General features: G+C 64.0%; 13 protein-coding genes. 4 read left to right on the forward strand and 9 right to left on the reverse strand.

The window, feature by feature from the left end; genetic code table 11:
- Positions 1-32: 32 nt before the first annotated feature.
- The 3 genes from OSC37_RS09570 to OSC37_RS09580 form a co-directional block, all read right to left on the reverse strand.
- A complete protein-coding gene (locus OSC37_RS09570) occupies positions 33-959 on the reverse strand; it encodes a metal-dependent hydrolase (RefSeq protein ID WP_267161247.1) in 927 nt (308 codons plus the stop codon).
- Positions 960-1,028: 69 nt separating this feature from the next.
- Positions 1,029-2,405: an alkaline phosphatase family protein gene (locus OSC37_RS09575; RefSeq protein WP_267161248.1), complete on the reverse strand. Its 1,377-nt coding sequence runs from the start codon at positions 2,403-2,405 to the stop codon at positions 1,029-1,031.
- A complete protein-coding gene (locus tag OSC37_RS09580) occupies positions 2,402-3,589 on the reverse strand; it encodes an inositol-3-phosphate synthase (protein ID WP_267161249.1) in 1,188 nt (395 codons plus the stop codon). Before OSC37_RS09580 ends, OSC37_RS09575 begins: the two co-directional genes overlap by 4 nt.
- Before the next feature lie 347 nt (positions 3,590-3,936).
- On the opposite strand from OSC37_RS09580, the gene OSC37_RS09585 reads away from it, so the two are divergent.
- The 4 genes from OSC37_RS09585 to OSC37_RS09600 are packed head-to-tail and all read left to right on the forward strand — an operon-like array spanning position 3,937 to position 7,332.
- Positions 3,937-4,716 carry a TatD family hydrolase gene (locus OSC37_RS09585; protein WP_368409581.1) on the forward strand — a complete coding sequence of 260 codons (780 nt, stop codon included), beginning with the start codon at positions 3,937-3,939 and terminating at the stop codon, positions 4,714-4,716.
- A 3-nt stretch (positions 4,717-4,719) separates the two neighbouring features.
- A complete protein-coding gene (locus OSC37_RS09590) occupies positions 4,720-5,553 on the forward strand; it encodes a sugar phosphate isomerase/epimerase family protein (protein ID WP_267161251.1) in 834 nt (277 codons plus the stop codon).
- Positions 5,550-6,446 (forward strand): UbiA family prenyltransferase, encoded by an 897-nt coding sequence (locus OSC37_RS09595; RefSeq protein WP_267161252.1) that lies wholly within the window; start codon positions 5,550-5,552, stop codon positions 6,444-6,446. The genes OSC37_RS09590 and OSC37_RS09595 overlap by 4 nt, the downstream gene beginning before the upstream one ends.
- Positions 6,447-6,486: 40 nt before the next feature.
- Positions 6,487-7,332 (forward strand): sugar phosphate isomerase/epimerase family protein, encoded by an 846-nt coding sequence (locus tag OSC37_RS09600; RefSeq protein ID WP_267161253.1) that lies wholly within the window; start codon positions 6,487-6,489, stop codon positions 7,330-7,332.
- A 15-nt stretch (positions 7,333-7,347) separates the two neighbouring features.
- Here the strand turns inward: OSC37_RS09600 and OSC37_RS09605 are convergent, their stop codons facing one another.
- From OSC37_RS09605 to OSC37_RS09630, 6 genes are all read right to left on the reverse strand, one after another.
- Positions 7,348-8,349 (reverse strand): LLM class flavin-dependent oxidoreductase, encoded by a 1,002-nt coding sequence (locus tag OSC37_RS09605; RefSeq protein ID WP_267161254.1) that lies wholly within the window; start codon positions 8,347-8,349, stop codon positions 7,348-7,350.
- Between the two features lie 122 nt (positions 8,350-8,471).
- Positions 8,472-8,906: a universal stress protein gene (locus tag OSC37_RS09610; RefSeq protein ID WP_267161255.1), complete on the reverse strand. Its 435-nt coding sequence runs from the start codon at positions 8,904-8,906 to the stop codon at positions 8,472-8,474.
- 25 nt (positions 8,907-8,931) lie between these two features.
- Positions 8,932-10,023: a sulfite exporter TauE/SafE family protein gene (locus OSC37_RS09615; RefSeq protein ID WP_267161256.1), complete on the reverse strand. Its 1,092-nt coding sequence runs from the start codon at positions 10,021-10,023 to the stop codon at positions 8,932-8,934.
- A 109-nt stretch (positions 10,024-10,132) separates the two neighbouring features.
- Complete coding sequence (locus OSC37_RS09620; protein ID WP_267161257.1) at positions 10,133-10,630, reverse strand: acyl-CoA thioesterase; 498 nt, start codon at positions 10,628-10,630, stop codon at positions 10,133-10,135.
- A gap of 83 nt (positions 10,631-10,713) precedes the next feature.
- Positions 10,714-12,324, reverse strand: coding sequence for a sensor histidine kinase (locus OSC37_RS09625; protein ID WP_267161258.1), 1,611 nt, complete (start codon positions 12,322-12,324; stop codon positions 10,714-10,716).
- Positions 12,325-12,367: 43 nt separating this feature from the next.
- Positions 12,368-13,636 (reverse strand): M24 family metallopeptidase, encoded by a 1,269-nt coding sequence (locus OSC37_RS09630; protein WP_267161259.1) that lies wholly within the window; start codon positions 13,634-13,636, stop codon positions 12,368-12,370.
- Positions 13,637-13,742: the final 106 nt, after the last annotated feature.

Genomic DNA, 13,742 nt, shown 5'->3' on the forward strand with positions numbered 1-13,742 from the left:
CGGTATATAAGTATCAACGTCTCGGCCTCGGGCTACCCGACGACGAGATAGCCAGCCGCGTAGGTTAGCCAGGCTATCGTGACCGCGGCCAGGCCCGTCACAGCGACACCGCGGCGTGACTGTGGCGTGCGCAGGTCCGGGACCGGCACGTCGACGACACCGACCAGTCCGACCGCGAGCACGCTGAACACGAACTGATACGAGACCGACAGCGTCGGCGGCGGAAGCGCGAGCACGGCCCCGACGTAGCCCGCACCGAGGACTGCCCGCCGGTGGACGTATCCGAGGACGTGCCGACCGTTCAGCGCCAGGTAGACCGTCACCGCGAGCCACACCGCCCCCAGTTCGAGTCCGAACGTCCCCAGTAGATGCATCGTCGGGTCACTCGACAGCACCAGCCGCTCCGGTAGGAGTCGGATGTCGAGCGGGTACAGCAGTGCTGGCGGGCTTCCAGTAAACAGGTCACCGAACGGATGGCTGAGCACACCGACGAGCGCGGCTGCAAGCGTCGCCTGCGGTGACAGCCCCCACCACCGACTGAGGAGTGCCACGGTGACACCAGCGACGACAAACAGAGCCAACACCGCTGCTTCGAGTGTGCCAAACAGGGGGACTGCCGCGACGACGAGCGCCGCGCCGCCGACCGCGCCGACGAGTCGGAGCCATCCACGATACGCGACGAACCCGAACAGCGTCGCCGCAGTGCCGCCGACGAGCAGTGAGTGGGTCACGCCGCGGTGGACTGTGTTGCCGGTCTCCCAGAAGACCTCCGGAAAGGTACCGCCGTCTCGAAGCAGCGTCGTCAGCCCGACGACTGCGTAACCGATATCTACGTCGGGCACCGCCGCGAACGCGCCGGCAGCGACGCCGATTGCGAGCGCGCGCTCACGAGAGAGGCCGAGACTGGCGGCCGCTGTGGCAGCCAATGCAAACGCCAGTGCCGCGTGCCCGACCATCATAGTCTGCTAAGCTTCGCGGCCAGCAGGCTTAAGCTGTTCGTGACCCCCTGTAGCACGGCAGACCGGCGCTCACTCGAACGCAGCAGGGATTTCGAACGACAGCGAAATCGCATCGGCGACGCCGAGGGTCTCGACGATTGTCGGTGCGACCGCACGCGCATCGACGCTGTCGAGAGTCCCCTCGGGCGCAGCGGGACCGCCGATGCCGTAGACGCCCGATACGTCGGTGCGGCCGTGTGAGCCACCCATCTTCGAGGCGTCGAGCGTAACCAGTCCGTCGTCACCGAAAAACAGCGAACACGGGTCGTAGCCGGGCTTCTCGTGGATGTCCATCTCCGTCGCGTAATACGGCGCGTCGTCGTCCTCGGCCCACCAGTAGTACTGGAACCAGCCGGACTGCTCCGGGACGAGCACCAGGTCGCCGCTGTTTGGGTGGTCGAGGCCGTACTCGGCTCTCGCCTCGCCGGTCAGCACCCGCTCGACGCCTTCGAGGTCCGCGAGTGCGTCTCGGGCCTGCTCGGTCGCGTCGTCTGTGTAGACGTGGGCGACCTGGTGGTCGACCATCGTGAAGGCCTTGGAGCCGGGGAGGTCGACGGCCTCGCCGCCCTCCCGTCCCTCGGTGACCGACAACAGCCCCGCCTCACGGAGCGCGCGGTTCGGGAATATCGGCGTGTCGACGGCGTGAAAGCCGTACTCGCTGACGACGTGTACCGCCGTCTCTTCCCACCGCTCGCGGTTTCTGAGCCAGTCGAGGAACTCCCCGACGAGTTCGTCGATGACGCCGATAGCGTCGCGCAGCTCCGGCGAATCCGGGCCGTGGCGCTGGCCATCGTAGTCGAGGTGGGGGAGATACACCCACAGGAGGTCGGGATCGTGGCGCTTGATGGACTCGCGTGCGGCCGAGAGAATCCACTCGCTGCTCTGTTCGTTCGCCGTCGGCCCCCAGTAGTTGTGCAGCGGGAAGTGACCGTACTCCGCCTCCAGGGTCTCGTAGAAATCGTCGGGGTTCGTCCAGCAGTTCATCTCCAGGAGATTGTTGTCCTCGTCTTCGATTGGCGAGGGCGTCACCGCTACGTCGGCGGAGCTACCGATGAGGTGCTGGAAAAAGAGCGAGCCCGTGGTGAGGTCGGTCTCGTCGCTGACGGCCTCCCAGATTCGATTCCGGTCGCCACGGTCGCGCTCCCAGAGGGCGACGCTGTCTGTGGCGCGGTCGTACTCGCCGTTTGCGACGTCGCCGTGTGTGGCGGGTGATTGTCCCGTTGCGAGCGTCGTCTGTGCGGGCAGCGTGACGGCCGGAAACGGTGGGTCGAGCGGGGCCGTTGGGTTCCCGTCGAGCAGCGCTGCGATGTTTGGTGCGAGGTTCTCGTCGATGTGGTCCGGTTCGAGCCCGACCACGTCGAGGACGATGACGCGTCCTGCCGTGTCGGTGTGGCGTTCTCGTGTCATTGGTACTGGTGTGCGTAGCGTCGGAGTTGTTCGAGCTGGCGCGAGAGGTCGTGTGTCTCGTAGGAAAGCGGCGATTTGAAAAACGAGGCGAGCTGTGGCTGCAGGCCGCTCTCGCCGTGTTCATCGGCGTGTGCGATAAGCCTGATCAGGTCCAACACGAGTGGCGCTGCAAGCGCCGAATCGGACCCTTCCCAGGTGAACTGTAGTTTCATTTCGGTCCCGAGAAAGCCCTCGAAGTGGATGTGGTCCCAAGCGGTCTTCCGGTCGCCAAGCGAGGGCGTGTAATCGATGCGGACGCGGCTCTGGGTCTCGTAGCCGAGAATCTCCTCTAACAGGCCGTCCTTGCTCTGTACCTTCCCGGCCTTGTTGTCGTCGTCCTCGAGCACCAGCCCGTCGGTGTTGCCGAGGATGTTGTGTCCTTCCCAGGAGAGGACACGAAGGTTCCGGCCCGCGAACATCGGTGCCAGCGCCGACTTCACCAGCGTCTCGCCTGTCTTTGCGTCCTGGCCCATGTGAGGGACACCGCGTTCGCTCGCAAGCTCGCAGAGTCCGCCCAGATTGCTGCCCGTGCTCGGCGTGAAGTTGACGTAGGGATGGCCCGAATCAAGCGCGGCGTAGGCGTAGAGCACGCTCGCTGGCAGCTTGCGGTCGTCGTTGTCGATTGCCGTCTCGAGGGCCTCGAGGGTGTCGTATCGCTCCGGCTTGTCGATAGGTGGTTCCGTCGAGGCGACGTTGACGACGACCAGCCGGTCGAGGTCGTGGTCGGCGACGAAGGCGGCATAGTCGTCACCGATTGCCGTGACGAGTTCGGCGACGGTCTGGTCGGTCGTCGCGTCCCCGCTCGCGAGGTCGCCGACTGCCTGGCCACAGTTTATCGCGGTTCCGGTCTCGACTCGGTCGTCGACTGCCTTGAGCTCGCTCTCGACGGCATCGATTGTCTCGGCGGGCGGGACGCCGCCGGACTCACTCGCGGCCCGTGCGGTCTCGGTGATACTCTGTGTGCGGATATCGTGGCCGCCAAAGACCAGCTCGTCGACCCCTGGCAGGTCGAGTTCCGACAGTGGCTCGCGTGCGGTCACCATTCCCGTCGTGTCTGTGAGTCCGTTCGCAACTGCCTTCGCACCCACCACAGAAACTGCCGCGACGTTTCCTCTCGCGCCAATCAGCCACACGCCTGTTCTCATAGCTGGACCTATCTGCTCTGCGGTATTATATTGTGCGACTCCGTCACTGGCAGAGAAACGGCGGTTTCCCTCGCAGCCGCTGACGGGCCCGCCTCTCGACTGTCGCCTCGCTGTTATTTTTAAACCTGGTTCGAGTTTATTGTATCGCGCCGACACCTCGCAGGGTGTCCGTCTCTCTGGGTCGATTGGCCTCTCAGAGTGGTAGCAGGTTTCGGGCATTGTTACAGCCGGCACATCTCTGCCGCGTACACGCGTCAACGAAGCGAAAAAACGCAACGAAGAAGGAGGGTATTAGTGGCTTCTCTCCGAAGTATCAGGGGATGTCCCTTCCCATCATCGACCCACATATGCACATGGTCTCGCGCTCGACGGACGACTACGAGCAAGCGCGGCGATCGGGAATCGAGTGCTGTATCGAGCCCGCCTTCTGGAGCGGGACAGATAAACAACACGCCGAGTCGTTTTTTGACTACTTCGAGCAGATTATTGACTTTGAGACGGAACGCGCCCAGCGGGCGGCGGGTGTCGACCACTATGTGACGATTGCCCTGGAGCCCAAGGAGGCGAACTATCCGGAGATGGCCGAGCGCGTGATGGACCGGATTCCGGAGTATCTCGACCGCGACAACGTCGTCGGTGTCGGTGAAATCGGGCTCGACCAGGGCACAGAGGCCGAGGAAGCGGCGTTCCGGCGACAGCTCCAGATGGCCGAGGAGCGCGAACTCCCCGTCATCGTCCATACGCCACACACGGACAAGCCAGCGGGCACGGAGCGGCTGGTCGAACTCATCCAGGACGAGGACGTGACCGAGGAGCGAATCGTCATCGACCACAACACAGAGAACACGATAGACATCTCACTCCAGACTGACTGCTGGGTCGGGTTCACGCTGTATCCGGGCAAAATCGACGCCGAGACGACAATCGACCTGCTCGAAGCGTATGGCACCGAGAAGATGTTGCTCAACAGCGCGGCCGACTGGGACCCATCAGACCCGCTTGCTGTCCCGAAGGCCCGCGACAAGATGCTTGACCGCGGCTGGGACCGCGAGGAGGTCCGGCAGGTCGTCTTCGACAATCCCTACGAGTTTTTCAGCCAGTCGCCGAACTTCGAATACGAGCTCTGAGCTATGGATTTTGCGTTCTCTACCAACGCCTTCCGCGAGTACGACCTCGTCGAGGCAATCGAGATACTGGGCGACATCGGCTACGACGGCGTCGAGGTGTTGCTCGATACGCCGCACCTCTATCCGCCGGAGGCTACCGAGGAAGACGTCGAGCGTGTCCGCGAAGCGGTCGACGACGCCGGACTCGAAATCAGCAACTGCAACGCCTTCATGCTCACCGCCATCGAGGACTTCCATCACCCCTCGTTCATCGAGGAGGACCCCTCGTACCGACAGCGCCGCATCGACTACACCCTCGACGCCGTCGAGACCACCGCCGCCCTCGGCGCAGACCACCTCTCTATCGAACCGGGCGGCCCGATTCCCGAGGGCCGCTCGCGTGCCTGGGCGCTCGACACCTTCGAGGACGGGCTTCGGGAGGTACTCGAGAGAGCCGAGGAGGTCGGCGTCGACGTGATGGTCGAACCTGAACCGGACCTGCTGATAGAGACTTCTGCGCAGTTCCTCGAACTGGCGGACAGAATCGACTCGCCGCGCCTGAGATGTAACTTCGACGCCGGCCACTTCTTCTGTGTCGGCGAACAGCCCGCCGACCTCGTCGAGACACTCTCGTCGTACACCACCCACTACCACCTCGAAGATATCCCGGCGAGCAGGGAACACGAACACACCCAGCTCGGCGACGGCGGCATGGACATCGAGGGCGTCCTCGACGCCATCGCGGCCGACGGCTACGACGGCTACGTCACCGTCGAACTCTACCCCTACGAGGAGACAGCCGCCGAGACGGCCCGCGAGGCGCTGGCGTATCTCGCCGACAACGGCTGGACAGGATGACCGTCGCCGGGACCGTTCGCTCCTACGCGACGCTGTTTCGCCTCCCAAATCTCTGGACTGCACCGCCGGATGTCCTGCTCGGCGCGGCACTCGTCTCCACCGGGGCCGGCATCCGCCCGGGGCCGCTGGCTGGCCTCTGTGTTGCCTCTGTCTTCCTGTACGCGGCGGGGACGACGCTGAACGACTACGTCGATGCCGAGGAGGACGCCCGCGAGCGACCGGACCGACCAATTCCCTCCGGGGATGTCTCTCGGACTGCCGCGCTTGCCGTCGGTGCCGCCTTCCTCGCCTGCGGCATCGCGGTTGCGGCGCTTGTCCGACCCCTCTCTGGCGGTGTTGCCGCCGCGCTCGCGGCGTCTATCCTGCTGTACGACGGCGTCTTCAAACACCGACGGGTCGGCGTGGTCTTCATGGGCGGTGCCCGGGGACTGAACGTCCTCCTCGGCGTCTCGCTCGCCGGCACGCTCGACGTGTCTCCCGCCGTCCTGGCAGTTCCGGCGGTTGTCCTCGGCTACATCGCGGCGGTCACGTTCATGGCGGCTGGCGAGACGACCGGCGACAACCGCGGCGCTGTCGCGCTCGCCATCGCGGCCGTCGCGCTAGCTGGACTCGCGGTCGTGGTCCGCCTCGTCGCCACCTCGCAAGGAACCGCCGCCGCGGCGCTCGCGCTGGTCTTTGTTGTCGGCTTTCTCGCCTGGACCGGCCGGGCGCTTCGGCGGGCCTACCACGACCCGAGTCCGGCGACGGTCGGCCCGGCGGTCGGGGTCTGTGTGCTCGCACAGGCGGTCCTCGACGGCGCGTTCGCGGCGACTGTCGGGCCTGCCTGGGGGCTTGTTACTGCCGGACTGCTCGTTCCGGCGGTCGCTCTCTCCCGTGTTTTCGACGTGACGTGACAGCAGAAACTGGTTTGTCGCTGGCGGCAAAGAATCCGATATGGTCGACCTCGCCTTCTCGACGAACACGTATACCCGCTTTTCGCTCCCACAGGCCCTCGAACGGATTGCCGACGCCGGCTACGACGGCGTCGAGATACTGGCCGACGACCCCCACGCCTTCCTGCCGGAGTTCGACTCCCAACAGCGGACGGCCCTCGACCAGGCGCTCGACGAAACCGGTCTCGACGTGTCGAACGTCAACGCCAACACCGCGGTCGGCTACTACGACGACGCCCCGCCGTCTGCCTTCTTCGAGCCCAGCCTCTGTACGGCGACCGACGAGGACCGCCGCTGGCGCATCGAGTACACTAAAGACGCAATCGACCTCGCCGAGCGGGTCGACTCGCCGGCGGTTTGTGTCACCTCTGGCCGCCCGCTTGCGGGCAACCCGCCCGAACGGGCTCGTGAGTATCTCCGTGACTCCCTGCACGAGATTCTCGACTACGCCGAGCCACGGGGCATCGACGTGGGTATCGAGTTCGAGCCAGAACTGCTCGTCGAGTGCACCGCCGAGGTGCTCGACCTCATCGACGAGATGGGTCGGGACGGACTCGGCATCAACCTCGACGTTGGACACGCGGCGGTCTACGGTGAGGACCTCGCGGAGACGATTGCACAGAGCCAGGGCCACATCACCGGCGTTCACCTGGAAGACATCGTCGGGGGCCGCCGGGGCAAACACTACCACCGGATTCCCGGTGAGGGCGACCTCGATTTCGAGGCCGTCTTCGCCGCCCTCGACCGAATCGGGTACGACGGCTATGCAACACTGGAGCTGTACACGTATCCAGACGAACCCGACCGCGCCGCCAAAGAGGCGCTGGCGTACCTGACCGACCGGTAGCCGCCCCGAGTCACCCTACAGCTCTGGCGCGACCTCGTCACCAAGCCGGTGGATGCAGTCGATCATCTCGTCGGTGCCAACGCCGGGGTGGTAGGTGCGGAAGATGAAGTGAACGTCGTCGCCGAGTGCCTCTCTGTAAGTATCAAGCTCGTCGGTCACCTGTGCTGGCGTGCCGAAGATGGCCTGCTCTTTGAGTTCGTCTCTGCGCTCGGCGTCGAGTTCGTCGACGGCTTCGCCCGAGAAAATCTCCTCGTAGCGCCGCTGGATGTAGAGGTAGCCCTCTTTCATGGCCTCCCAGGCCTCCTCGCGGGAGTCGCCGACCCAGCCGTGCTGGATGACATAGGTCTGGAAGTCTCCGTCGTTCCTCTCGTCCTCGCGGACGCTCCGGATGTCCTCGACGCGCTTTTTGACGCCACCGACAGAGAGGGCCGACGGCGCACACCACCCTTCGGCCTGGCGTGCAGCCCGGCGGACGGCGGGCTTTGCGGCACCGCCGAGCATCAGCGGAATCTCACCCTCCGGCTTCGGCGTTATCGACACGTCGCTTGGCACGTCGTGAAACGCCGACTCGTATGCCAGCTCGCCCTCGCTCCAGGCCCCTCGGAGGAAGGGGACGAGATCTGCCAGCCGGTCGGCACGCTCCTCGCGGGGGACGCCGAAGGCGTCGAACTCCCGGGGATTCGAGCCAATCGAGAGCCCCAGGGTGAGCCGTCCGTCGGCGATGAGGTCGACGGTCGCGGCGTCTTCGGCGAGACGAATCGGGTCGTAGAGCGGTCCAAGCGCGATACAGGACCCAATCTCGATTTCGTCGGTCTCGGCGGCCATCGCCGACAGCGTCGGCATCGTCGCCGAGAGATAGCCGTCCTCGGCGAAGTGGTGTTCCGACACCCAGGCGCTGTCGAGGCCGGCGGCCTCGATTTCGCGGGTCAGTTCGAGTACTTCGTCGTAGAGGTCACTCGGCATGCGGTCGTCGTCTGGCCGCTGTTGGGCGGTGAACAGTCCAGTCCCGAGTTGCATACCCTCACGTCGTTTGCAAGGGGGTTAAGCATTGGTGTGTTGTCACACAACACCACCCCCTGTATCAGTCACGCTATCGGCTGTGGCTGTCGAGGCTGATTTCACAGGGGCAGAGACGCGCTTTAGTCGGTCAGCCGGACCGTGACAACTGGCACCGGCGACCGACGGACAACTTTCTCTGCGACGCTACCGATGAGGTAGTGGTCCAGACCGGTCCGGCCGTGGGTGCCCATCACCACCATATCCATCCCCTGGTCGTCGACGTAGTCGAGAATTGCCGTCTTGGGGACACCCTCAACGATAGCCGTTTCGACTGGAACGTCGTCGCCAACCAACGCAACCGTGTTGTCGACGGCGTTCTCGGCTCGCTCGTGTTCGGCGTCAGTCCAGGCCTCTATCGAGAGGCCACCGGTCGGGCTCTCGAAGCGGTTGCGCGTGTCGACAACCGAGAGAACGTGCAGCGTCGCACCAGTGCGGTCGGCGAGGGTTTCGGCGTGTTTCGCGGCCGCTGCGATGCTGTCACTTCCGTCGGTCGGGAGGAGGATGTTGTCGTACATAGGTGCGTGAACGACCCCGGCCAACTTAGAAGCCACCGGCTGCCATCACGAATAGTGCAACGGCGATAATCGCAAAGAGGACACCGACGCCTTTCTTGATGAAACTTGTATCCAGTGTCGCTGAGACGTACGGCGCAATCTGGCCACCGGTGACTGTCGCTGGCACCGTCCAGATGACCATATTCCAGGGGGTTGAGGCGAGGCTGATGCTGTGACCGCCGGGAACGTATTGGCCACCGAAGACGTGGACCAGCGACGCCAGCACCGCGGTCAACGCGACGACGATGTGATTGGTGCCGATGGCGACCCGCACGGGAACTTTGGTTCGAAGCATCGAGATGATGCCTAGCTCGCCGATACCGAAGCCAGCGAGTCCCTGAAACACGCCGCCGACGCTGTAGTTGGCAAAGCGTTCGAGATATCCTCCACGAGAGTAGCTGTAGTCGTTGCCGTCGCGGTCGACCCGTCTAACGGTACCGTCTTCAGCTGTCTCGACGCCGGCCGGTCCGAGCTTTTCAGCGTCGTTCGGCATCGAGCCCCCGTCGGCCGAAACCTCGGCTCTCTCCTCGGGTCCGTCGCTCTGGTTGGGTTCCTCGTGGCCCAGGTCGGCCTTGAACAGGAGATACGAGGCGGTCAACAGCGCCAGTCCGAGCAGCAGGTGAAACACCGGCGCGGGAATGACAAAAGAGAGCAATGCACCGGCGACGACGAATGGCACACCACCCGCGACCAGCGTGATCGCGAGGCGTCGGTCGACCAGTCCGTACTGGATGAACGCGAGCGCGGAACTGGAGAGGCCGAACGACTCGCTGATGAGCCCGACTTTCACGAGCGTCTCGGGGGTCAGTGTCTCGCCTGCGATGATCGGAAAAATGAAAATGAGGAAGGGGACGAACAGGGCGGACCCGCTGATACCGACTGTATTGACGATTGTCGCGCCGACGATAAAGGGGATAAAGAGCCACCAGTACTCAAACCAGTAGCTCGCTCCTGACCCCTCTGTTGGGGCCCCGAAGTACACGCCCACCACGAACAACAGCGGGGCGAGAAATACAAACACATGCTGATACTTGAGGAATGTCTTCTGAACAGTGTCCGACCGTGTGGACGTATTCATTGCAGCGTGACGCCACGGTTGGAAATTCCAGCATAAGTGCGTTGTCTTCTATGCTATTTGTTCTGATAATTCATGTAAAATTCTCAGCGGTGGCGTGTCCTCGAAAACCTTACTCCGCTGTGGCCGCGACTGCGTTTCGCCGCTCACGGCGCTGTTCGAGCGCGATGTCTCTGAGTTCCTCCTGTGCGTTGGTCGGACACTCTAGGCTCGGAACGTTCGTCGGTCGCTCGTCGGCGTTCAGTGCGACGAAGCTGAAAAACGAGGCCGCCGCGTCCTCTGTGAGGTCGTCGCTCGGCCGCTCGACCTGCACGTCGACTTTGACGTCGATGCTCGTCTCGCCGGTGTCGAAGACGTAGCCGGTCACCGTGACGACGTCCCCGAGTTCGATGGGCTGGATAAAATCGACGTGGTCCATCGACGCCGTGACGACCTGCCGCCGGCTGAACCGCCGTGAGGCGATTGCGCCACAGATATCCATCCAGTGGAGCACCGACCCCCCGAGTGCCCGGCCGAGATTGTTGGTGTCGTTCGGCATCAGTATCTCGCTCATCTCGGTGTATGACTCCTGTAACGTCGACGTCTCTCCGACTGGCTGTTGGGCCTGCATACGACGCCGTAGCTGACCGGCTCACATAACACTGTTCTATTTGTGCTAGTGCAAATCTACTTGTTCTGGCGCTCGCCGGGTGCTCACACTTGGTCGGGGACGGTGAAGACGACGGTGGTGCCGTCGTCGGTGTCGAAATCGAGCTCGCCGCCCATCGTGGTCACGGCCCACTTGAGTTGCCACAGTCCCAGCCCCGTCCCGTGTTCGAGTGCCGTCTCGGTGCCGGCATCAAGCGAGGCGATTTCTGCCGCCGGAATACCCGGTCCGTCGTCGTCGACCCTGACCTCGTAGGCGTCGCCATCCGCCGAAACGACGATGTCGACGGCGCTCTCGGCGTACGTGACGGCGTTTTCGATGGCGCTTTCGAGCGCGCCGTGGACGGCCTCGCTGTTGGTCTCGACGGTGGCGGCCTCGGGCAGGTCGAACGAGACGTCGACGCCCTCGGTCTCGGTCTCCTCGACGGTCGTTCGGACTGCGTCGAGTAAATCGACCTGTGAACTCGCCTGTGAGGAGGAGACGAATTGGTCGATGGTCCGGGCGCTCTCCCCGAGGTCGGCGATTGCGTCGGCGGTGTCGACGATGGTCGTAGCGTGGCCGTTCTCGTGGTGCTGGTCGAGCACCTCAGCGTGGCTCTTGACCACCTCGACCTTGTTCCGAAGATTGTGCCGGAGAACACGGTTGAGAACCGCGAGCCGCTGCTCACGGAGATTGTGTTCGGTCACGTCGTGGAGGCTCACGAGCGCGCCGAGTTCGCGCCCGTGCTGGTCTGTCACCGTCGAGACCTGCGCGTCGTACTGGCGGGTCCCCTCGGTTGTTTCGAGCGTGACTGTCTCCGTCGCCGAGAGCTGTTCGATATCGTGGTCGAGCACTACCGACAGCGGCTCGCCGTGGGTGGCGTCAGGGGAGTGCCCGAGTGCGTCGACTGCTGCTTCATTGAGTTTGATGAGGCGGTCGTGGGTGTCGACGACGAAGACGAGGTCGTCGATCTCCCGGGCGATTTCGCGCTCGCCTATCGTTCCGACTGCCGGCGTCGACTCGAAGGTGCCGTACCGAAACAGGGCGAACCCGAGCGCGAGCGTCGGAATCGTGAAGGTGACCAGGTACGACTCGGCGACCGTCGCCGGCTCGGAGAGTGCATTCGCGGTGTTGAGACCGATGACGGCCGCCAGCGGGGCAACGCTGAGACTCACGCCTGCCCGCAGCGACAGGTGGCTGTACTCGGCGGTCGTCTTGAGGACGATGCCGACCCCCAGCGCCAGCAGGCCGAACATGTACACCGCGACCACGCCCCCGACAATCAGGCCGAGAATAGAGTTACCCGTCGGCGTCATCAGCTGGAACACCAGCCCGCCGGTACCCAGAGCGTAGGGAACCAGCAGAAGGCCGATAGTCCGCCGATTCAGACGCGTGTACCGACCGGAGTACTGGAGCCCAAACAACCCCCAGGGGAGACACCACAGTGCAACGCCGAGCAATCCCGGCACCGCCCACAGTGCCTGTGTCTGTGCCTCCGAGCCGATGACGAGACTTCCGACCCCACCGGCGAGACCGCTGAGCCCGAAGAGGACGACGAAGACGGCAAACGACACCACGCCGGGCTCGTCCCAGCGGCGGTAGCTGTAGAAACCGAGCGAGCACAGAACGATACTCACGAAAATGCCGCCGCCAAACAGCAGTTCCGCAGTGGAGACCATTGTCTGTTCTTTCAGCTCAGGAATAAAAAAACGGTGTGACGAATTAGATACGAGTAATTTCCTCGACAGGCCACTGGCTGAGGAGTTCGACGCCGTCCTCGCGGACGACGACCATCTCTTCGACACGGACGCCCTGCCGGCCTGCGGGCTCCTGTGTCTCGACGGCCATCGTCATCCCCTCCTCGATTTCGATGGGGTGGTCCGGCGAGAGACCGCGCCAGATGAGCGGCGTCTCGTAGAGCTGAAGCCCCAGCCCGTGTGCCCAGTGGTTGGTGGTCATCTGCCAGGGCTCCTCGGCCCCGTAGTAGTCGGCGTGTTCGCCCTCCATATCCGGGAATCCCTTGGCGATTTCGTCGGTGGTCGCGCCGGGCTCGATGCGCTCGAGCACGTCGTAGAGGTTGTCCCGCGCGATTTCGTAGGCGTCTTGCTGCTCCTGGGTCGGCTCGCCCATCGAGAACGTCCGGTAGTAACAGGAGCGATAGCCGAGATAGCCGATGTTGTAGAAGTCAGCATAGACCAGGTCGCCGGGCCGGAGCATCCGGTCGGTGGTGTTCGCCTGGTGTTTGGGCCAGGTGTTGGGGCCGCTGGTGAGGTAGCCGCCGCCGACGAAGGCACCGTGACGCCACAGCTCCTGGGCGGCTTCGCCCCAGATTTCGTTCTCTTTCATCCCTGGCTTTGCGGTCTCGGTGATACGCTGGAAGCCAGCCTCACAGATGGCGGCCACCATCCGGAGACACTCGATTTCGTCCTCGGTTTTCGTCTTGCGGGCGTCGAGCATCACGTCCTGGGCGGTGCCGGTGTCGACCTCGACGCCGGCGTCTTCGAGCGCACCGACAAGGCCCTGGTTGCCGATATCGAGCCCCAGACGCTCGTTTTCCACGCCGTACTCTTCCATGGCGTCGGCGACCAGCTCGGCCATCTTCGAGAGGAGGAACTGCCGCGCTGAGTCGCGAGCGGAGGCACGAGGCACGTTCCCCAGGCCGGGACAGGCATACCGGATGTCGTCGAGCCACGGGCAGTTCTTGCGCTGGTTCGAGGCGTGGTCGGCGGTGTCCCAGTGGACGATGTCGCCGTCCTCGGTCAACAGCGTGTAGTGGTCGGCCCCGCTCCCGCCGGTCATCGCCAGTCCAGTCACGTACCGGATGTTGGGGTCCGAGACCAGGAGGAGCGCACCCAGGTCGCTGTCCTGCAGGCGGTCGAGCGCGCGCTCTTTGCGCTCCTTGCGCAGGCGCTGGGTGTCGATACGCTGCTCCCAGTCGACTGCCTGGGTTCCGAGCGTTCCCTCCATGTAGTCGCGTTCGTGAAACGTCATCACTGGCCGTTCGACTGGGTGGCACTAAACCGTGCTGTTCCGTCTGTCACAGCGCCGCTGGCGCACTGCTCGCCCAATGAAACATGTTGACATCCCGCTCCCTTCT

Source organism: Halovenus salina (assembly GCF_026410925.1).
GTDB lineage: Archaea > Halobacteriota > Halobacteria > Halobacteriales > Haloarculaceae > Halovenus > Halovenus salina.